The 20,912-nt window shown below is 63.0% G+C and carries 17 protein-coding genes and 1 pseudogene; 11 read left to right on the top strand and 7 right to left on the bottom strand.

The features are described 5' to 3' along the window. Positions 1-202 precede the first annotated feature (202 nt). From PSR88_RS29235 to PSR88_RS29215, 5 genes are all read right to left on the bottom strand, one after another. Positions 203-2,047: a putative bifunctional diguanylate cyclase/phosphodiesterase gene (locus PSR88_RS29235; RefSeq protein WP_009478994.1), complete on the bottom strand. Its 1,845-nt coding sequence runs from the start codon at positions 2,045-2,047 to the stop codon at positions 203-205. A gap of 14 nt (positions 2,048-2,061) precedes the next feature. Continuing rightward, positions 2,062-4,191 (bottom strand): Rv1355c family protein, encoded by a 2,130-nt coding sequence (locus tag PSR88_RS29230; protein ID WP_016883430.1) that lies wholly within the window; start codon positions 4,189-4,191, stop codon positions 2,062-2,064. Next, a complete protein-coding gene (locus PSR88_RS29225) occupies positions 4,188-4,964 on the bottom strand; it encodes a hypothetical protein (protein ID WP_009478992.1) in 777 nt (258 codons plus the stop codon). Before PSR88_RS29225 ends, PSR88_RS29230 begins: the two co-directional genes overlap by 4 nt. 193 nt (positions 4,965-5,157) lie before the next feature. Further along, a complete protein-coding gene (locus PSR88_RS29220; RefSeq protein WP_011597870.1) occupies positions 5,158-5,583 on the bottom strand; it encodes a hypothetical protein in 426 nt (141 codons plus the stop codon). Between the two features lie 8 nt (positions 5,584-5,591). Continuing rightward, positions 5,592-6,044, bottom strand: a complete 453-nt coding sequence (locus PSR88_RS29215) for a GyrI-like domain-containing protein (RefSeq protein ID WP_009478990.1) — start codon at positions 6,042-6,044, stop codon at positions 5,592-5,594. A gap of 349 nt (positions 6,045-6,393) precedes the next feature. On the opposite strand from PSR88_RS29215, the gene PSR88_RS29210 reads away from it, so the two are divergent. Genes PSR88_RS29210 through PSR88_RS29195 form a run of 4 tightly spaced genes read left to right on the top strand, consistent with a single transcriptional unit; the run spans position 6,394 to position 10,136 of the window. Then, positions 6,394-7,653 carry a class I SAM-dependent methyltransferase gene (locus PSR88_RS29210; protein WP_011597869.1) on the top strand — a complete coding sequence of 420 codons (1,260 nt, stop codon included), beginning with the start codon at positions 6,394-6,396 and terminating at the stop codon, positions 7,651-7,653. Beyond that, entirely contained in the window at positions 7,650-8,444 is a 795-nt protein-coding gene (locus tag PSR88_RS29205; protein WP_009478988.1) for a glucose-1-phosphate cytidylyltransferase, read from the top strand. The genes PSR88_RS29210 and PSR88_RS29205 overlap by 4 nt, the downstream gene beginning before the upstream one ends. Beyond that, positions 8,444-9,094, top strand: coding sequence for a PIG-L deacetylase family protein (locus PSR88_RS29200; RefSeq protein WP_011597868.1), 651 nt, complete (start codon positions 8,444-8,446; stop codon positions 9,092-9,094). Before PSR88_RS29205 ends, PSR88_RS29200 begins: the two co-directional genes overlap by 1 nt. Position 9,095: 1 nt before the next feature. After that, complete coding sequence (locus PSR88_RS29195; protein WP_011597867.1) at positions 9,096-10,136, top strand: NAD-dependent epimerase/dehydratase family protein; 1,041 nt, start codon at positions 9,096-9,098, stop codon at positions 10,134-10,136. A gap of 19 nt (positions 10,137-10,155) precedes the next feature. Here the strand turns inward: PSR88_RS29195 and PSR88_RS29190 are convergent, their stop codons facing one another. After that, positions 10,156-10,755: a dTDP-4-dehydrorhamnose 3,5-epimerase family protein gene (locus tag PSR88_RS29190; RefSeq protein ID WP_016883431.1), complete on the bottom strand. Its 600-nt coding sequence runs from the start codon at positions 10,753-10,755 to the stop codon at positions 10,156-10,158. A 17-nt stretch (positions 10,756-10,772) separates the two neighbouring features. Here PSR88_RS29190 and PSR88_RS29185 point away from each other — a divergent pair, with 17 nt between their 5' ends. Both PSR88_RS29185 and PSR88_RS29180 read left to right on the top strand, forming a co-directional pair. Beyond that, positions 10,773-12,011 (top strand): methyltransferase domain-containing protein, encoded by a 1,239-nt coding sequence (locus PSR88_RS29185; protein WP_016883432.1) that lies wholly within the window; start codon positions 10,773-10,775, stop codon positions 12,009-12,011. Beyond that, positions 12,008-13,456 (top strand): exopolysaccharide biosynthesis polyprenyl glycosylphosphotransferase, encoded by a 1,449-nt coding sequence (locus PSR88_RS29180; RefSeq protein ID WP_016883433.1) that lies wholly within the window; start codon positions 12,008-12,010, stop codon positions 13,454-13,456. Before PSR88_RS29185 ends, PSR88_RS29180 begins: the two co-directional genes overlap by 4 nt. An 83-nt stretch (positions 13,457-13,539) precedes the next feature. On the opposite strand, the gene PSR88_RS29175 is transcribed toward PSR88_RS29180, so the two are convergent. Continuing rightward, positions 13,540-14,388, bottom strand: coding sequence for a glycosyltransferase family 2 protein (locus tag PSR88_RS29175; protein WP_011597863.1), 849 nt, complete (start codon positions 14,386-14,388; stop codon positions 13,540-13,542). 299 nt (positions 14,389-14,687) lie between these two features. Here PSR88_RS29175 and PSR88_RS29170 point away from each other — a divergent pair, with 299 nt between their 5' ends. The 5 genes and pseudogenes from PSR88_RS29170 to PSR88_RS29150 all read left to right on the top strand — a co-directional run bounded on the left by PSR88_RS29170 (position 14,688) and on the right by PSR88_RS29150 (position 20,907). Next, positions 14,688-15,749 (top strand): glycosyltransferase family 4 protein, encoded by a 1,062-nt coding sequence (locus PSR88_RS29170; RefSeq protein ID WP_016883434.1) that lies wholly within the window; start codon positions 14,688-14,690, stop codon positions 15,747-15,749. Beyond that, the gene (locus PSR88_RS29165) at positions 15,746-16,927 is read left to right on the top strand and encodes a glycosyltransferase family 4 protein (RefSeq protein WP_016883435.1); all 1,182 of its coding nucleotides are present in this window, start codon (positions 15,746-15,748) and stop codon (positions 16,925-16,927) included. The genes PSR88_RS29170 and PSR88_RS29165 overlap by 4 nt, the downstream gene beginning before the upstream one ends. Next, positions 16,920-18,208: pseudogene (locus PSR88_RS29160) on the top strand (lipopolysaccharide biosynthesis protein). The gene PSR88_RS29165 and the pseudogene PSR88_RS29160 overlap by 8 nt, the downstream one beginning before the upstream one ends. Then, the gene (locus tag PSR88_RS29155; RefSeq protein ID WP_016883436.1) at positions 18,205-19,209 is read left to right on the top strand and encodes a glycosyltransferase; all 1,005 of its coding nucleotides are present in this window, start codon (positions 18,205-18,207) and stop codon (positions 19,207-19,209) included. Before PSR88_RS29160 ends, PSR88_RS29155 begins: the two are co-directional and overlap by 4 nt. 24 nt (positions 19,210-19,233) lie before the next feature. Continuing rightward, positions 19,234-20,907, top strand: coding sequence for a hypothetical protein (locus tag PSR88_RS29150; protein WP_016883437.1), 1,674 nt, complete (start codon positions 19,234-19,236; stop codon positions 20,905-20,907). The last annotated feature ends 5 nt before the right edge of the window (positions 20,908-20,912 follow it).

Genomic DNA, 20,912 nt, shown 5'->3' with positions numbered 1-20,912 from the left:
GTCTTCGACAGTCGCCCTCAGCGACTCTCCAGCAAACCCTTCGAGAAGTTACCGCACACCGGCAATTCAAGACAAGAGGTACTGCGGTGTGGGCATAAACATACCCTGGGTCTGTAACGCTGTCCTGGCAACGCGATCAAGCAGCAACTCCGACGCACGCGACTCGTCTGGAACTCACCGACGCACCGGGCTGGTAGTCGAGCTACAGCCCGACCTCGATGGCTCCGGCCGCCAGCAACTTACCGATCTTCTCCGCCGAGACCGGCCGGCTGAACAGGAAGCCCTGCGCCCGATGGCATCCCATGTCGAGGAGTTGCCGGGCCGACTCGACGTTCTCGACGCCCTCCGCGACCAGCTCCAGGCCGAACGATTCGGCGAGACCGATGATGGACTTCACGATCGCCCGATCCTCGGGGTTGGTATCCAGGTTCATCACGAAACCTTTGTCGATCTTCAGCGTCCCCACCGGCAGCGCCTTGAGGTGGCTGAGGGAGCTGAACCCGGTGCCGAAGTCGTCGATCGCGACCTCCACGTCCATCGCGTGCAAACCTTCGAGCGCTTCACGCGTCCAGGTCAGATCACTGAGCACTGCGTTCTCGGTGATCTCCAGGCACAGCGCGCCCTTCCGAAGGTCGAATTCCGTCAACGCGTTCGCGACGACGTCGAGAAAATCCAGACCGGCCAACTGCCCCGGCGAGACGTTGACGCGAAGATCCAGATCCAGCTCGGGCACCTGCGACCGCCAGTCGGCCCACTGCCGGCAGGCCTTCCGGATCACCCAGCGCCCGAGCTCCCCCGCAACATTCGTCGCCTCGGCGACGTCGATGAACGACGCCGGCTGCAGCAACCCGAGCAGCGGGTGATTCCACCGCACCAGGGCCTCCACCCCGATGATCCGGCCGGTCCGCAAATCGACCTCGGGCTGGTACTCGAGGAACAGCGACTCGTCCGCGATGGCCGCACGCAGACTGAGCTCGATCATGTTGCGTTTCTCGCTCTCCTCCTGCATCTCGTCGGTGAAGACGCTGATCGCGTTCCCACCCTTGGTCTTCGCGACCATGACGGCCTGGTCGGCCTGGCTGAGGAGCGAACTGGTGGTGGCCTTGCCCGGAATTCCGACCGCGACGCCGATACTGACGCTGCGGCTGACCACCTCGCGGCCGAGACGCACCCGCTCGGTCACGACGTCGCGGATGTGCTGCGCCCGCACCTCCGCCTCCTCCAGCCCCACCGATCCGCCGAGCACGAGCACGAATTCGTCGCCGCCCAGCCGGGAAACGAGGTCGTCGGTCTGGCTGGTCGATCTGAGCCGGTCCGCGATCGTCGAGATGAATCCGTCACCGGCTCCGTGACCGAAGAAGTCGTTGAGAGGCTTCAACCGGTCCAGGTCGAGGAACAGGATCGCGACCGGCCCGGCTTCGGACTCGGCGAGACGAGTGTCCAGGTGGTGGTAGAGCGCGCGCCGGTTGCTGAGACCGGTGAGGGAATCGTGGTCGGCCGAGTAGCGCAACTGCTCCTCGACGACGATGCGCGCCTGAACCTGGGCGAGCAGGGCGGCGATCGCCTTGAGGACGTCGAGCTCCGGCGGCGTCCAGTCGCGGTCGCCGAACTTGATGAATCCGAGCGTGCCCGTCGTCGTGTCACCGGACAGCAGCGGAACGGCTGCGAGCGACACCTGCGGCACCCCGGACGCCTCGCGAACCCGCTCGTTGTAATCCGGACCGGACACCTCCGGCCGGAAGATGGCCACTTCCTTCTGGTGCTCGATCTGGGCGAACGTCGAGTCGGCGTCCTTGAAGTAGACGATGCCGAGCGGGTCGGGGTCTGGGATGAAGGGCCGGAGCGGGTATTCCGCGACCAGGACCGTCGCCGCGATCTCGTGGTCTGTGAACCGGAGGAAGCTGGTGTCGACCTCGAAGTGCTCCACGAGATCCTGCAACACGCGGGTGGCCACGGGCTTGAACGAGACCGCATCGACAGGCGTGAGCCGGGACGCCACGGTCGTCACCAGGGTCTCGAGCTTTTCGGTTTGCTTCTCGGTGTTCACGGGCCCTCCTGTCCTTACGATATCCGCCTGCGAACCCGGTCGGCGAGCCGCTCGCTCCGAACCGACGGGCCCGGCGCATGGCTGAGCCGTAACACCATGGCGAGCGCTTCACCCGCCTTCGCACCGACGACATCGAACAGTTCCTCCCGCAGCCTCTCCAATGGTGCCGCATACCGTGGTGAGACTTGTTCGAGTTCCGCACTTTCCACACCGTAGAGAAACACAGGTGAAATCGGCTGGACGGCGAGCCCGAGCGCCTGGGCGTGGATCCACACGCTCTCGGTCGCCTCACCGCCGCGCACGTAGTCCCGAGGGGTGCTGCCCGGTATGGCGACGACCGCGACAGCCGAGCTCGACGCCACACGGTCCGCGGTGGACTTGCCCAGCGCGCGTCCCTCGTCCAGTGCGCCGAGTCGTTCCATTACCTCGGGTCTCCGCAGCAGCGCGAGGGTCGACAGTTCCGCCGAATCGAGTTCCAGTGCACGAACGTCGATGCCGGTCTCGACCGAATCCAGCGGCGGCCACCGCAACTCGCCGATCATCTCGCGGTGCAGGGTCGGCGTGAGGAATCGGATTCGGTCCGACTCCGCCAGAATGGCGCCGATCGTCGAGATGTCGTCCCGGTCGGTCACCAGGCAGAGGCGTGCGCCCTCGCGCGAGACCGCCTCCGCGAGAAGTCCCGCCTGCGTGTCGTCCAACGGCTGGGGCACGCCCGGCCTGCGGTTGGTGGTCCGGTCGAGCATGTGTTCGTAGCGGTCGGTGAGTTCCCGGTCGTTCCCGCTGCCGAACGTCATCGTGGCGGCGGGAAGTCCGGCATCGCCGTCGTGGACCGTCACGGCGCCGAGCAGTCCGGCGGCCGACGCGGCGATCCGGGCGTTGTGCAGCGCGGCGCCGACCGCGACACAACTGCCGCGGTAACCGACGTCCATGGCCGTCGTGTACTCAGGGGCCACTGAAATGGTCAGCCTCGTGTTGTCCGCCGCGATCGTCCACGGCTGGACGTTGCCGCCGGACGGCGCGCGGGACGCGGCATGCACGACGGCGTCGACGGCGTCGTCCGAGACTGCTGCGGGCACCGCACGATCTTCGGGCTCCTCCGGCAGGTCGTGCGGTGGCGGTGGATCGGCGAGGGAATCGAGACGCTCGTCCAGATCCATGCGGCACCGACCCGATGCGAGCGGCTGTCCGAGCCCGATGCGCCGCACCGCCGCCGCGACCTGCGCACCGCCGAGCAGCACCTCGCCCCCGAGCTGAGGCCACGTGGAGATGGTTTCGTCCACCTCCACCAACGACGCCGCCATCGTCGCCGACAGCTGTCCGGCGTCGAGAATCCGAAGGACGAGCGGAATCTTGTCCCGCGAGCCGAGCCCCGCCAGCGACTCCACGTCGACGTCGCCGATCACTCCGTGGAAGACGGGCCGATCGGGTTCGAGGTCGTATCGCTCGACGTCCAGCAACCCCCGGTCACTGGTCGCCATCAGCACCGGCAATCCCCTGCGGCGGGCCTCCCGCCGCAGGGATACCTTCACGTCCAGGGAATCGCATTCGTCGATCACCACGTCCGTGCCGTCCAGGAATTCGGCCACCGACCCGACGTCGAGACCGTCCTCCCACAACGTCACCGTGACGTAAGGGTCGATCTCCGCGATACGGCGGGCAGCGACCACGGACTTGTTCACACCGAGATCGAGAACCGTTCCGGGAACCCGGTTCAGGTTGGACAGTTCGAGGGTGTCGAAGTCCGCGAGCCGCAGACCGCCACACGCACCTTCCAGCGTGAGAGCCAACGCGACCGCGTGACCGACGCTCAGACCGACGATCCCCACGGTCACGTCTCTGAGGCGTTCCTGTTCCTGCGCGGTGATCTTGTTCCGATTCCGGTCCAGCCGCAGCAGCCGGAACGATGCGGGGCCGAGCAGACGCACCACGGTCCGTCGCCACGAGTAGTACGCCCACACCGGAGTCTCGTCCAGCACGCCGGGTCCCGGTGTGGGCACGAGAGAACGGAGGCTGTCGATCTGTTGGCCGAGCCGGTCGACGAAGACCACCGCGGGGTCGCGGCGGAGGCGGTCGAGTACCGCCGCGTCCTCGGAGTGGTCCTCGTCGAGCAGCAGGGCGGTGTAGTCACCGCGGGATTCGTTCACGAGACGCTCCGCATCGGCCGGACGACGTTTCCTCCCGTCCCCGTCGCGATGCCTGCCGACGGCGTCGGTCGGGACGTCGTGAGTAACAGTTGGGCCAGCTGCATGGATTCGGCGCGGCCCCTGCGCCTACTCCGATCCCACCACATCAGCCGCGTCTCGTAGCGGTCATCCGGATAGGGCACGGGAGCAATGTGGTCGGCCACCACGCCACCGGTGGTTCGCCACGTGTCCAGGACGTGGGATGCGGCGGTCGCAAGCATGAACTGGACGTCGAGCAGATCCATCGAGAAGGTGGCTATGCGACCCAATGCGCCGACGAGTTCACCCCGCCTGGCGGCCGTGTCCGCCACCCACGCGCCCTTCGCTTCCACGACACCGAACGGAAGCCGGTCCTCGATCATCCGGCGGACGGCGGGAGCTCCGGGATCTGTTCCCCATTCCGTGATCGCATGCGCCTGATCAGCGACAAGATACGGACCCTGGGCGCGGACGCCGGCTGCGACCGAACCGTCCGGTGCGATGGCGACGAAGAACAGTGCGGTGGTGTCGCCGGCCTGAATCCGCTGGTACTCGAGCGCCTTCTCGGCGCCGTACTTGCGATAGCCGGCGAGTGCTCCCTCGAGATACTCTTCCCAGAGCGTCGGCTCGTCGGAGGGCCGGGCGACGACGAAGCGACACTCCGACCGCGGATCCCACACACTCAGAGTTCGATCGAGTATGGTCTCCGTCGACCAGACGTCTATCTGCGGATTCGTCAGCTGTTCAACAGACATTGGTATTCCCATCGGGCGTCGGTGCGGCAATTCCGGGGACTCACGGGTTACGTAAAGACCCCAAGAACTGGACAGACGAACCCGGTCACAGCCCCGCGGCTACCTATTTTCCGCGTTTACACCAGATTTGTCACCTGTGATGCCATGAATGGGCCCAAAAACAAACTTCAGGTCGGTAATTGGCGACCCGGAATTAGGCGAGGGAAATGAACAGCTCAACGCTGTTCGGCGCGCGGAAGACCTCGATCTCCTCCGCGTAGGCGCGCTCGATGCGCCCTTCCTTCTCAGCCAGCTCGGCCTGAATCCACACGTCTTCGATCGGGTCGGATGACCGCCCGTCAGGTGTGAACTTGGCGAAAAAGCCGGCCGGGACACGCACCAGCACGTCACCGATCTCGAGATGACCGACATCGATGCACCGGTATCCGATCACCGCGGTCCACCCCAGATCCGGGACGGCGACGTAAACGGTGGTCAGTTCCTCGACACCACGCTGCTGGACGCGCTCCCGAGTGAACTTCATCAGATCGCTCGCGTGCGCCGACGAACCCAGCTCCATGCGCGGCAGAACCAGCCCGCCGAAGTCGGCGGACTCACGCTTGACGATCTCGAAACTCATTGTGGCCCCTACCTCGTGGCGGGTGGCACTATCGCCACATACAAATCGATCCCGAAGGCGTGCGGGTAGAACTCGAAGTCACCGGTGTAGGAGCGTTGAATCTGCCGCGATTCCTCCGCATCACGAATCTGCCCCCAGAGCGCGTCGAAGAGGTCGGGGAAGGTTCCCACGGAGGAGAACTTCGCATAGGTCCCCGCAGGAATCCGCGATACCAGATGCCCGCGTCCGACCTGATCGATCGAAGAGCACTCGTAGCCCACGATTTGCGTGTAATACGAGTTGATCTCGGGAGCGTGGTCGACATACGCAGAAGCCAACGGCCTGTCCACGTTTTGCGCGAGAAGGGTCGACCACGTCTTTTCGAGGTCCTTGTCGCGCGCTTTTCCCAGCGCCCTCTTCGGACTGCGGACGGCCAGTCCGGCGACCAGTGTCTCTTCGCGTTCGACTATGACGAACGGCATCGGGCACCCTCCGATGTCATCGGCACATTGGCTTCAATGGCAATTATTGCTCGCCCGCCTTTAATTCGGAGGACGAGATATCACCATACCTCGTCCAGGATCCGCGGTCTGCGTCCTTAGTCGCGAAAAACCTACATGGCTAAGTCATCACTTATTTGATCAAGTCTCCGCGAGACGTCAAACAAAAGGGCAACCAGCCATTATTCCCGAGGATTAACATACTTGAAGTTGGTTTCAGGCCTTGCAAGACGACTTGGAGTGTGGTTTATTGGACGGATCGAGACCTTGGGTGTGACGCAACTAACACACAGAGCGACCTCCAGGTCTCGATGACGAGGGGAGACTGCCCGTGCGCTGCCGACTGTGCGACTCCGATCGCTTGCGAAGCGTCCTGGATCTGGGGGCGACGCCGCCGTGCGAGCTCTTCTTGACCGAGCAAGGCCTGGACGCCCCCGAGACGAACTATCCGCTGCACCTGCGCATCTGCGAGGACTGCCTCCTACTTCAGGTTCCGGCCCTGATCTCCCCGGAGGACACTTTCACCGACTATGCCTACTACTCCTCCTACTCGGATTCATGGGTGGAACACGCACGGCAGTTCGTCGGCTCCTCGGTGACGCGGCTCGGCCTCGACTCGAGATCATTGATCGTCGAGGTCGCGAGTAATGACGGTTACCTGCTGCAGCACGCGGTCGACGCCGGGATACGCTGCGTCGGAATCGAACCGTCGCACAACGTCGGCGCGGCCGCACGTGAACGAGGTGTTCCCACTCTCACCGCATTTCTCGACGAGGAACTCGCCGCCGACATCCGCGCCGAGCACGGTCCGGCAGACCTCGTGGTTGCGAACAACGTGTATGCGCACATCCCCGACCTCCGCGGGTTCACTCGCGCGCTGCGTACCCTCGTCGCCGACGACGGCCAGCTGAGTATCGAGGTGCACCACGCCCTGAATCTGATCGTCCTCGGGCAATTCGACACGGTCTATCACGAGCACTTTCAGTACTACACGCTCCTCTCCGCCATGCGTGCGCTTGCCACGGCCGGCCTCTCGGTCGTCGATGTGGAACTTCTGGAGACACACGGCGGCTCGATCCGGATCTGGGCACGTCCCGGCACTGCCGGCGAGGTGCCCACCCCGCGCGTCACCGACGTATTGAAGGCGGAAGAAGACGCCGGACTGCACACCGTCGACGGATACAGCCGACTCGAAACTCAGGCGAGAGTTGCTCGACAAGAACTGCTCGGGTTCCTCCTCGACTGCCGAGCCCAGAACAGGACCGTCGTCGGCTACGGCGCTCCCGGCAAGGGAAACACCCTGCTGAACTACTGCGGAATTCGCCCCGACCTACTCGAATACACGGTCGACCGTAATCCGTACAAGCACGGCCGGTACACGCCGGGCACCCGGATCCCGATTCTCGATCCCCGGCAGATCGAGAAGGATCGGCCGGACGTCGTCCTCGCGCTGCCGTGGAACCTCGAGACGGAGCTGACCGAACAACTGCACTACATCACCGAGTGGGGCGGAGAGCTCGTGTACCCGCTCCCCTCCCTGCACAGAGCGACATTCCAACCCGAGAGCGTGGCAAGGAGGCTCACGACATGAAAGTTGTCCTGTTCTGCGGCGGATACGGCCTACGCATGCGCAACGACCACAACGACGTGATCCCGAAACCCATGCAGATGGTCGGACCACGTCCGCTGCTATGGCATGTCATGCACTACTACGCTCATTTCGGCCACACGGAATTCATTCTGTGCCTCGGGTACGGTGCGGAGGCCATCAAAGACTACTTCCTCGACTACCGCGAAGCGGAATCCAACGACTTCGTTTTGCGCGCGAGCAAGATCGAGCTGCTGAACTCCGACATCAGCGACTGGTCGATCACGTTCGTCGATACTGGTCTGGAGTCCGCGATCGGCGAGCGTCTGCGACGTGTTCGACGGCACCTCGGCGAAGACGAGTACTTTCTCGCGAACTATGCAGACGTACTCACCGACGCCCCCCTCGACGATGTCATCACGAAGTTCCACGAGTCGGGCGCGGCTGCATCCATGCTCGTCGTCACGCCCCAGTCCTCGTTCCACTGCGTCAACGTGGCCGAGAATGGCGAAGTCAAGGAGATCATCCCGGTCAGCCGGCTGCCCATCTGGGAGAACGGCGGATACTTCGTCCTCAGCCGGGAGATCTTCGATCTTCTTCCCCCTGGCGGCGATCTCGTGGCTGATGTGTGTGAACGCCTTGCCGGTGAAGGCCGCTTGTTCGGGTATCGCCATGAGGGATTCTGGAAGCCGGCGGACACCTTCAAGGAGCGCGCCGAACTCGATTCGAACTACTCGCAAGGCATCCATCCGTGGATGGTGTGGGAGCCGTCGCAGCCCGCACACAGCGCGTGATGATCAGCCTCGACACACGAGGGCTCCGCGAAGTAGCGGTGCTCGGTGCGCACTGTGACGACGTTGCGATCGGGCTCGGAGGCACCCTTCTCACAGTTGCTTCCAGCACTCCCGGCCTTCGCGTCCGGGCGCTCGTGCTGGCCGGCGCCGACGCCCGGCGCGAAATAGAGGAGCGTCATGCGTTGGCGGCATTGTGTCCCGCCGCCGACCTCGAGCTCACGGTTCTCGACGTTCCGGACGGGTACGCACCGGCATATTGGGAGCCGATCAAGAAGGCAGTCGAGGCGTTCGGGCGCGATTGTCATCCCGATGTGGTATTCGCTCCGCACCGAGCCGACGCACACCAGGACCACCGTATGTTGGCGGAGCTGGTTCCGACGGTTTTCCGTGACCACCTGATCCTGGGGTACGAAATCCTCAAGTGGGAAACCGACACACCTCGGCCGTCGATCTACCACCCGCTCACCCGCGCTGTGGCGACGGAAAAGGCGCGGATACTGCTGAAGCACTACCCCTCCCAAACCAACCACGATTGGTTCGACGAAGACTCCTTCCTCGGGCTGTCACGGCTGCGGGGTGTGCAGTGCAGACAACCCCACGCGGAGGCGTTCGTCCTCGAAAAGGCAACCATCCGATTCGGAAGGACCTGACATGCGAGTGCTCCTCACCGGCCACCAGGGATACCTTGGCTCGGTCATGGTTCCGGTATTGCAGACGCGCGGGCACGACGTCGTGGGTCTCGATTCCGGACTCTTCGCCGGATGCGTACTCGGTCCTGCACCCGCCGACCCTCCCTCTTTCCGGGTAGACCTGCGGGACGTGACAGAGCAGCATCTGTGCGGCTTCGATGCCGTAATTCACCTCGCTGCCCTGTCGAACGACCCGCTGGGGTCTCTCGCGCCGGACATCACGTACGAAATCAACCATCGCGCGTCCGTCCGGCTGGCTCGCCTGGCGAAGCAAGCCGGTGTGCGGCGATTTTTGTATGCCTCGACATGCTCCGTATACGGTTCGGCCGGTAACGAGTTGGTGACGGAGTCCGCACCACTGCGTCCACTCACGCCATACGCCGAGAGCAAGGTGCGCGTCGAGGAAGACGTAGCCGAACTCGCCGACTCCGGGTTCTCTCCGGTTTTCCTGCGCAACGCGACCGCCTTCGGATTCTCCCCCCGGCTCCGCGCCGACATCGTCCTCAACAACCTGGTCGGTATCGCGATGCTGACGGGCACAGTGCGAGTCTCGTCGGACGGCACGCCGTGGCGCCCGCTGGTACATGCCCAGGACATCGCCACCGCGTTCGCGTGTGCACTCACCGCGCCGGTCGATCGGATCCACTGCGCCGCCTATAACGTCGGGACCGAGACCAACAATGTGACGGTGGCACAGATCGCCGAGGCCGCCGCCGCGGCGGTCCCCGGCTCACAAGTGCTGATTACGGGAGAGACCGGCGCGGACCCGCGGTCCTACCGCGTCGACTTCTCGGCCATCCGCACGGCATTCGAAGACTTCGTGCCGCGATGGAGCATCGTCGACGGAGCGGCCGAATTGTACGACCGGTGTACCCGCTGGGGCCTCACGGACGTGCTCTTCACGCAGCGCTTCACCCGACTCGCCCATCTTCAGCAACTCGAGCGCGCCGGTGAACTCGATGAGTCCCTGCGGTTCCAGCGAGTTGGGGCCGGCCATGAATGACGCGAACTCCCAGAAACCATCACAACCGTTCGAGCAAGGCCGTCCAACTCCCCGCCGCGGCGTCGCGGTCACTGATCAGCGAGACCGGAAGCGGCCACGTTATCGCAAGAGACGGGTCGTCGTGGGCCACCGCGATGTCAGCCGTCGGATCGTGCTCACGATCGATTCGATAGCACACATCCGCGACCTCGGTGAGTGCCTGGAATCCGTGCAGGAATCCGGGCGGGACATAAAGATGCGCGAAGTCCACGTCGTCGAGTCGGAATGCCTCCTTCTGCCCGAACGTCGGCGACCCCCTGCGGATATCGACCAGGACGTCGTAAATTGCGCCATGAGCACACCGGACAAGTTTCGCCTCACCGGGATTTGCGCGTCCATGCATGCCCCGCACCACGCCGCGCCACGACCGGGACTGCGAATCCTGCAGGAAATCAGCGGCCAGAATTCCGGTCTCGCTCATATGTTCATCGAACTGGCCGGCCTCGAACGTACGCGTGAAGAGACCTCTGTCGTCGCGATAGGGCACGGGCCGGAATACCCGGACATCCGTCAATTCGGTGGTTTCAACATGCACGCTGCAATTCTTGCGCACAAGGGCCGGGTCGGTCACCGATTCCATCGCACCGAGGTTCCGACATGATGGCCTGTCGGGGCTGTGGGGTTGCCGTGTTCGATCGGGTACTCGATCTCGGTTCGATGCCCGCGGCCGACTTCTTCCCTCCTGTCGGTAGTCCGATCACCGCGGCCGAATCGGCGCACCGCCTGACAATGGCGTTGTGTCGAGAGTGCGGCCTTGCTCAGCTCGTCGACGACGACACCGTTCCGGAGGAGCCACGTGGCGTCGAACCAGAGGCTTTGAGAACGCAAGCATGCACAGCTGTCCGTGCCGTCGCCGATGCCGGATACCTCACGGGCGACACCGTCACCGAGTTCGGCAGCCCACACGGCGGAACATGGTTACCACTGCTCGCCTCGCGGGGGTTCCGTGTCGCGACAGACCGCCGGACAGCCTCTGTGGTGATCGATTGCTTCGGGATGATGCACGAACCCGACCAGCGGGTGGCCTTGTCGGCGCGGGCAGCGGCACTCGACCCAGACGGCACCCTGCTCATCCAATTTCATTCTCTCACTACGATTGTGAAGCATCAGCAGTGGACGGCACTCCGGCACGGTCATTTCGCATACTATTCCTTGACCTCACTGCGCCGGTTACTGACCGACGCAGGACTACACCTCACACACGCCTGGGTCTTCGACCTCTATGGCGGCACGGTCTTGGCCGCCGCACGCCGTTCGCCGTGCGCACCCCCGACACCCCGTGTTCATCGCATACTCGCCGATGAGCGCATGATCGGAGTCACGAACCCCGTCACCGTGCAATCCTTGCAACTCGCCGCGGACACGAATGCGACAGCCTTTCGCGACTGGCTGACAGCGATGTCACAGCGGCATTGTCGAGTGTTTGCCTATGGCGCCGCATCTCGGGCCGTACCACTGTTCGCCCACGCGGGCCTCGACCGAGGCCTTGTCGCGGCCGTAGCCGACGCATCCACCGCCAAACAAGGGCGGCGAATGCCCGGCACCGATGTGCCGATCATTTCGCCTGAGCAACTACTTCGCGCTCAGCCGGACAAGGTTGCGCTCACGCTGCCGGATCTACTTCCCGAAGTGTCGCAGCGCTATCCGGAACTCTCCGGACGGTGGGTCCTGCCATCTGAGACGCAACGCGTCCCGGCTCCAGCGCTCGTCGGACCTCGGAGTCGGGAGCACCCGGCGCCGAGACACCCTGATACATACGCGGGCACGCAGATGGCCCGAGACGGCCTGCTCGATTCGCGTTCAACCGCCAGCAACCGAGATGAAGTACAGCCATGACCACCAGCACCCGTCGGATATTGCGAATCGGACCCTTGTATCCACGACCTACCCTGACGCGCGCGGTCCGCCACTCCGCAGACATCGTTCCGGATTCGCTGCCGGCTCCCAGCCGACCCTTGTCGAGCAAGCGTGCACGAACCTACCTGTTACCGATCGCGACCGACTTCATCGTGCTGTCGATCGTCTGTTCAGTGACACGGATCGATCGTCCCGCGCAGTTCGCAGCGATAATTGTGGCGATCCTGGCGCTCACAGGTGCGTACCACCCCCACCTGACGCTCTCAGTACTCGACACCCTGCCCCGACTTGCACTCGCAAGCACACTGGCAGCAATGGGCACGGCAGTGATCTTGACCCCGAACGGCACATTGGTGGGCGCCGTCAAGCTGGCAGCAGTAACCCTCTTTGCCCTCGTACTGTCCCGCAACGCCACCAACGCGGTCGAACGCTACTTCAGACGGAGGCTCCGCGGTGGTCGTCGAACGGTGATCATCGGTGGAGGACCTGTCGCGAAGATACTGGCGAACAGTATGGTCGCTGAGCCGTCATGTGGACTGCAGTTGATCGGACTTCTCGACGACTCCCTACTCGCCGAGACCGCGCACAATGGGAACGTACCGATCACCCCACTGCGAGGGAACCTGTGTGAGTACCTTACGACCCACCACATCGACACGGCGGTACTCGCCTTTCCCCACGCCGTCGACGGCGCGATCATCCACGCGTTGCGTGAATGCGACCGCATCGACTGCGAAATATTCGCAGTTCCCCGACTGTGGGAGCTCACGGCGGTCACCGGCGACATGGAACACATCGGTGCCGTCCCACTGAAGAAGCTTCGGCGAGCGGCACACCGATCGTTCCTGTGGCGGGTGAAGTTATGGATGGGCCGAGTCCTCAGCGCGGCGATGCTTGTAGCGTTGGCCCCGACACTTCTCGCGATCGCCGTCGCGGTGTATTTTTCGGACCGATCGGCACCGGTGTTGTTCAGACAGAAGCGAGTCGGCTTGGACGACCGGATATTCGAACTTCTCAAGTTCCGAACAATGAACCCGGCAAGCGACCACGAATCCGCTACCCACTGGTGCATTGCACATGACGCCAGGATCGGGCGCCTCGGTCGGATCCTACGTGCGACCTCGCTCGACGAATTGCCGCAACTGTGGAATGTAATTCGGGGAGACATGACACTCGTCGGTCCGAGGCCTGAACGTCCCCACTTCGTCGACAAGTTCCGGGCCACGGTTCCCAATTATGCAGCGCGCCACCGCGTACCGACGGGAATAACGGGATGGGCCGCAGTCAACGGCCTACGCGGCGACACGTCGATCGGGAATCGCACCCGCTTCGACAACTACTACATCGAGAATTGGAGCATGTGGTTCGATGTCAAGGTACTACTCCTGACGGCAGTGGCGGTGATCAAACTCGGAGGAAAGTAGCCAGCGACAGATGTGCAATGGCGAAATTCCGCCGGAAAGTGGGCACACAGTACGGCACCCATGGCTACGGCACCCAGGGCGACTCAGCAGTCGACTTGCAACCGAGTCCTTCGCGCCACAACGGTGCGGGATCGCACGGCGAGCCGCTGAACCGCCGCTCTCATCAGCCGCATATCACCAGCAAGAACATCTGCAGGACAGACGAACTCGGGATAGTCACGAGCAATTCGGTGATGGAAGCGAAGCATATCCGACAACTTGCTGACCGTCGATGTCCGACTGCACATGTTGAACGTGGAGTCCCGCCACGCAGCCACGAGCTCGGACATCCCGAAGAACATCCCGAAGGCTGTCACTCGCGCGAACAGATCAACGTCCATGGGGAAAACGAGATCACCGCGGAATCCGCCCACACGATCAAAATGCTCTCGCCTGAACATCGCGGCCGCTGTCGGTCCGAAGTCGGCCGGCCCTCGTCGGACAATTGTCCTCATCAGAGTGCGCGGAGTATGGAGCCCCTCCAAGCCGGGAATCCCCAATCGCGACTCACGCAGCGCCCCACCCTCGTCGATCACGTCGAACTTGGCGGAGCTGAGAGCTATTGCCGGATCGTCCATTACACGAATTTGCATTTCGAGCGATCCGGGCATCAGGACATCGTCCGCACAGACGACCTTCACCAATCGGCCGGTCGAGAATCCCACTACCCTGTTCCAGTTGGCGCCGATCGGCAGAACTACGTCGTTGCAAAAGACTCGCACCCGTGGGTCGCTGAACGAGCGCGCAATAGATTGTGTGGCGTCTTCGCTCGCATTGTCGAGAATTACCAGATCGATTTCGACGTCCTGGTCGAGGACCGATCGCACCGTCTCTTCGAGAGTGCTGGCGGCGTTATATGCCGGAACGCAGACGGAAACCGTGGCAGCAGCCATCGCTATTCTCCACCAAACCCTCGACGCGAGCGACAATCATGATCTCGTTGTGCACCAATGCTTCCTGGTGACAGGACTGCCTTCGATTCTATCACGCGGAGCGGCTCGAGACATCGGGCCGAACGAGCATTGCGAAAGTCCGGCAACGACATCGCGCGTCCGTGCACAGCAATGTAGAGTTTAGTAATCCGGTACCGAATGGACCGGCGTGACAACGCAATAGCAACGACAGCCGGCGCGACATGAACTTTACGGTGGGTAGTCCACAACTCGACAACACTCGGTCTCTGCGGCTCCATATGACGGGGGCGGAGTGGTTCACGTCGGGACATGGTGGATTGAACCGATACTTCACCGACCTGTATTCCACACTGAATGAACGCCCGGGCGTCGATGTTTCCGCTGCAGCGTTCGGTAAGCCCGAACAGGGCGGGCATTCGTGGGGCCCGGTCGGTGCATCGACACTGCGCCGCGCATACACCGCTTTTCGCGACACCAGCGCTCTACCGCCGGACGCGGTCATCGACCGCCATTTCTGCCTATATGGGCGCTCGGCGATCGGCGCGCATGGCAAACATCCCCTCGTTGTCCACTTTCACGGGCCCTGGGCAGCCGAAAGTCGCATCGTTGGGGCCAGTGAGATCACTGCGCGGTCGAAGTACTGGATCGAACGGCTCCGCTACGCCGGCGCAGACCGCTTCGTCGTGCTGTCCAAGCACTTCCGGAATCTGCTCGTCGAGTGCTATCGGGTTCCGGAACGCAAGATCAGGGTTATTCCTCCTGGTGTCGATCTCGCCCGCTTTCGCCCATCGGACTCTCCCTCGGCGTCATGCACCATCCTCTGTGTTCGACGCCTCGAGCGGAGGATGGGTATCCATGTTCTGCTCCGGTCGTGGCGAGCCGTCATCGCTGCCCATCCCGACGCCCGCCTGGTGATAGTCGGTACAGGTACCGAAGAATCGGCCCTCCGAGGACAAGCTGCCGAGGCTGGCTACCTGGACTCGATCACATTCGAGGGAACTGCCACCGACGGACGACTGGCTCAGTTGTACGGGCAGGCGGCTCTGACCGTCGTGCCATCCGTTGCGTTGGAAGGGTTCGGGCTCATTGCGCTGGAATCCCTGGCCGCCGGGCGCGCCCCGATCGTGACCGAGTGCGGCGGATTACCTGACTCCGTGCAGGAACTCGACCCTTCCTTGATCGTTCCCCCCGGCGACGCCGATGCGCTCGGAGAGCGCATCGTCCGGGCTCTGGACGGACACATGCCCGGTCCCGGGCAGTGTCGCACTCACGCCGAAACGTTCTCCTGGGACGCCGCCTCGCAGCAACACATCTCGATGTACGAGGAACTGGTCTCATGACCAAGGCCCTGTTCATCACACACACAGCCGCACCCTCTGGTGCCGAGTTGGCGACACTTCGATTGGCAATCGCTCTTCGCGACAACGGATCAGGCGACACGGGGCGACGCGTCGATGTCTCGGTGGCCTGTGCTCAGGGCGGGCCAGTCGTCGATCGCATGCGCGAGGCCGGTCTGGAAACCATCATTTTGCCAAACACTTTCGACAGCCGCGCCGTGACCGTCCGAAGCAGGAGCTTGCGCCGACTGATCCTGGGATTCTTCGGACTCGCCAAGATCGGATGGTCGGCCGGTGCGACCGCGAGGGCGACAGGAGCGACAGTTCTCGTCGCAGGAAGTACCAAGGCATTGGTCATCGGCGCAGTCGCTACGCGACGCGCCGGGATCCCACTTGTATGGCAGGTGCACGACCGGATATCCGCCGAATACTTCGGGGGTCTCCTCGCCAGCGTAGTTCGCGGGCTCGGCTGGGTGTTCAGCCGAGGTTACATCGCCAACAGCAGATCGACGATGAGTACGCTGTTCGCCTGGCACAGGGCAACGCTCGTCGCCTACCCCGGCGTCGAACCGAGCAGGCTTCCCGATCACGTGAGCCAACGTCGCCCATCCGAAACTGTTGTCGTCGCCGTCGGGCGCTTGACGCCCTGGAAAGGGCAGGACGTTTTCCTGCGCGCGCTGGCCGATACGACTGTTCGACCTCAGTGCGTCTATCTCGTCGGAGGGACATTCTTCGGCGAGGAAGCTTTTCGTGAAAGCCTGGAGCGTCTCGCACACGAACTCGACCTTCCAGTGATCTTTACGGGACACGTCGACCACCCTGACGCCTACATGCGGCATGCAGACATTCTGGTGCACTGTTCCGTCATCCCGGAACCGTTCGGTCAGGTCGTTGTGGAGGGGATGAACGCGGGCTGCGCGGTAATCGCCTCGGGCCCAGGCGGCCCGACCGAGATCGTCGAGTCGGGGATCAACGGGTTACTCGTCGACGGCGGTGATCAGGAGCAACTGACAGCGGCGCTGAATACATTGATCGGCGATCGTGAGCTTCGTCGACGTCTTTCGGCAGCGGGCCGACGACGCGCAACTCATTTCGATATTGCCGAGTCCGCTCGCGATATAGCGTCATTTCTCGACACCGTGTCTGCCACGCCGGAACGTAAGCGAGCAGCGCATGGCTGACGACCGACGAGAAAACCACATCGTCACTGTCGTGCGTGACATCGCTTTCGTGAGCTTCGGGAAGTACGGCCAGTATGTGATCACGGTGGTAACGCTTCCGTTGATAGCGCGAGTTCTCGGAACCGAAGGACTCGGGCTTCTCGCGATCGGAATGTCTTCCTACTTCATCGGATCCCTGCTCGTCGATCTCGGGATCACCCAGTTTCTCGCCGCGATGGTCCACAGCGCAGACATCAATCAGCTCCGCGGAAACTATCTCGTAATCCGTGCGGCAATTCTCGGGACCATAGGTGCCGCCTTACTCGCCAGCCTCGTCTACGGCGTCGATATCCACCTTCACATGATTCTGCTCGGGTTGTTCGCCGGCGGCTTCTGGTCCATCTCCGAAGACTGGGTTCTCATAGGGCAAGGCCGATTCGGAGCGTCGATGGCATACAGGGCGTCGGCCGAATCGCGTACCTCGCACTCCTGATGTCGTTGCTCCCGCGCCTGCCCCATCCCTCTGTCGCCATCCTCTGCTTACTCGTGTCGTCCACACTGACCGTCGCACTGACCTGGAGGGACTCTCTCAAGAAGTTCGGCCGCCCATGTCGTCCACGCGAGGTGACGACAATTCTCCGAATGGGAGCACCCGTCCTCACCTCACGTCTGCTCGTAGCAAGCTACGGGCAGGGCGCTGTTGCGGTGTACTCCTCGGTGCTCGACGCGGTGTCCATCGGCCTGTATTCTGCCGGAGATCGGCTGGTGCGAGCCATACAGTCCTTGCTCGATCCAATAGGCTTCGCGCTACTGCCACGCATGGCCCGCCACAGCACCGACGATCAGTTCTGGCGACGCGCAACCCAGGCGCTTATCGTATGTCTTTGCGCGGCCGGAGTTGCGACGGTCGCGGTATGGATTGCGGCGCCGGCCCTGATCAACCTCGTCTTCGGAAGCGATTTTTCCGAGGCCATTCCGCTCCTGCGAGTCGAGGTGCTCATACTGCCCGCGACCGCCTTGACGTCATTTGTCACCACCGCGGTCCTACCCGTCAAGCAGGACACGAGCGGCGTCTTGATCGGCGCAACCATCGGAACCTTCGTCGCAGCCGCGTCACTACTCGTCGCTGCACTGACACAATCGGTGTGGGCCCTCGTCTACGGCACATTGTGCTGCGAGTTCTCCGTGGCGCTGTGGTACGTCGTCCGGATGCGGCGACTCGCCGGTCGCGAGCGAAAAGAACGCAATGCCGGCGGCACCGCCACAGAGGTCGCGCTGGTTCACAAGGAGAATCGGCTATGAAGATCCTGTATGTCGGCGACGACTGGGTCGGAAGCAACGCTCGATCGCTCGCCAACGGGTTCCGGCAGGCGGGACACGACGTTGTCGTCGTCGACTCGACGTCGGTGTCACTTCCTCCGCGGCTGTCACCCCCGTGGATCTACGCGAAGGCCACTCACCGGCGGGCGCGCTGGAGTATCGAAGCCGTTCAATCGCGCATCGATGCCATCGCTGCCGAATTCAAACCCGACATGGTGTTCGGATTCAAGGCCGTCTTCCTCGACCAACGGCGTCTCCTCGACGTCCCGGCGCAGTTCCATGTTCACTACAGCCCCGACGACACCTCCAACCCCTACAACACATCGCCCGGCTACCTGGAACTGGAGAGCGAATGGGACCTCGTCGTCACGACCAAGCGCCACAACGTCCCTGAGCTACTCGAACGTGGTGCGCGCGCCGTCAAGTTCGTGCTCAGCGCATATGACCCTGCGTGGCACCACCTCTCGGCACGACGAGACTCCCGACGATACGTCGTCGGCTTCATCGGAGCCTGCCGTCCCGACCGTCGCGATCGCTTGATCTCACTGGCACGAAAGTACGGCAAGAATTTGCTCGTTCGCGGGCCCGGCTGGTGCCGTGTGCCCGAGTTGCAGGTCACCAGTGCCGAAGTCGCGGGTCCGGTGTACGGAGAGCATTTCGCCTCGGAAATCGCGTCCGTGACGGCGAACCTCGTTCTGCTCAACTCCGACAACCGGGACACACATACCTGCAGAACTTTTGAAGTGCCCGCGTCCGGCGGACTCTTCGTGGGCGAGAGGACGAGCGAACATGCGGAACTTCTGGAGGAGGGCACGGAATGTCTCCTGTTTTCGAACGAGAACGAGTTGGACGAGATCCTGGAATGGTGCGTGATGAGTCCCGGGCAGGCAGAGAAGATTGCAGAGTCGGGTTTCCGGCGGATCGTGGAGGGTAGGCACAGATATGTGGATCGTGCCCGAGAGATCGTCGATGAAATCTGCTGACCATCGAGTATCGGAACGCGAATTATGAGCAACCCCGACTTCGAGATACTGCTCGTCATCGGCGCACTGGCGACAATAGTCGTCGCCGCTGCGTACGTTCACGGTATCGCACGCGTCTTCCTCGTCGCGCAGGCGGCGTACTGGAGCCTGTCCTACGTTGCGCGTCCGATGGTCCTCCTATGGGTGCGACCTCAACCACGGTTCGGTGACAGCATCGCCGATCCACGACTGGTCACAATCGGCTACGACCACGGGATCGCGATGGTGCTGCGGCCCGTTGCGTTCGGCCTGTGGGTGTACGCGATCGTCGTTGTGGCATACGCGGTCTGGAGCCGGCATCGCGCAGGACGTGACCGTGCCGCAAGGAATTCCGTGCGATCCGCCGACGACGGGAATCTGATTCCCACACTGTGGACCATCTACGCAATCGGTGTTCTCGGGCGAGTTGTATCGTACGCAGCAGGTTCCACCGCCTCCGCGGGCCAAACACAAAGCCCGAACCCGCTACTCAGCTTCGTGACGCTGATGGCGGTAATCGGTGCCCTGGGGTTGATCGTCTTCTACCGACCGGCCAATCGCAGAGTTGCTCTCGCGGTGATCGGTGCGCTGACCGTCATGGAGTTGATGTGGACCGTCGCAATCGAATCGAAGACACCGATCATGGGCGCCGCGCTCGCGATTGCGGTGCGCTTCGCTCTCACCGGATGGTCCAGGGTCAAGGTCGCCGCGATCGCGGCGATCTCGGTTCTGGGAATAGCCGCGTTCGGCTGGTTGCAGGCCATCAAGGCTTCCGCTCTCGCGCGAGCACAGTCCGAGATGCTTGATGCGAACTATCCCGTAGCCATGCAGCCATTCCTCAGCATCCTGCGCAGATTCGATCTCCTCGAGGCTGCGACGGACAGCTACTACCTCGGCGGACGGCCTTGGCTCACCTTGTCGGACGTCGCACACCATGCGCTCATCAGCATGGTGCCGGAACAGCTCCTCGGGACCGCGAAGTTCCAGTCCGGGACCGCGTGGGCAATCGAAGTTCGCGGGTCGTCTGTCGACATGACCAGGGTGTCCGTCTCACTGGCAGAGGGAAACATCAACGAGGGTTTCGTAGTCGGCGGGTATCCCGGAGTCGTCCTCGGCGTGGTCTTCACCTTCGTACTGGTGCTGGCGGGTGTACGTGCGCTGCATTCACGGCACATCATTCCGATCTCTATGGGTCTCATGCTGATCGAGGTACCCGTCTTCTTCGAGCGAGGAATTCTGGGCAGCATGGAACTCATCGGAAAGTCACTTCAGGTGGCCATTCTGGTCTGGATTGTCTATCTGCTCGTCGGAGAGTACCGAAGGCGCACTGAAGCCTCGTCGAAACGGAAGCCGCGGAAACCGCCACACGCACTCGTCGACGCGGCGGGGTCGAAAGATTGGACTGGCCTGCCGATCTCGCCGATCGCCCGGCCCGCGCAGTCGGCGATCACCCCGCCCTCCACGGTCGGTCCACCGAGAACGCGCGAAGCTCCCGTCTCCTTCGAGCGGGGAATTCTGGGCAGAATCGACCTCCTCGGAAAGTCACTTCAGGTGGCCATTCTCGTCTGGATTGTCTACCTGCTCGCCGGAGAATACCGAAGGCGCACTGAAGCGTCGTCGAAACAGAAACCGCAAGAGCCGCCACACACACTCGTCGACGCGGCGGGGTCGAAAGGTTGAAGGAC

The organism is Rhodococcus sp. DK176, assembly GCF_038447315.2.
Taxonomy (GTDB): Bacteria; Actinomycetota; Actinomycetes; order Mycobacteriales; family Mycobacteriaceae; genus Rhodococcus_F; species Rhodococcus_F jostii_A.
This window is presented reverse-complemented; position numbering and strand designations above follow the sequence as displayed.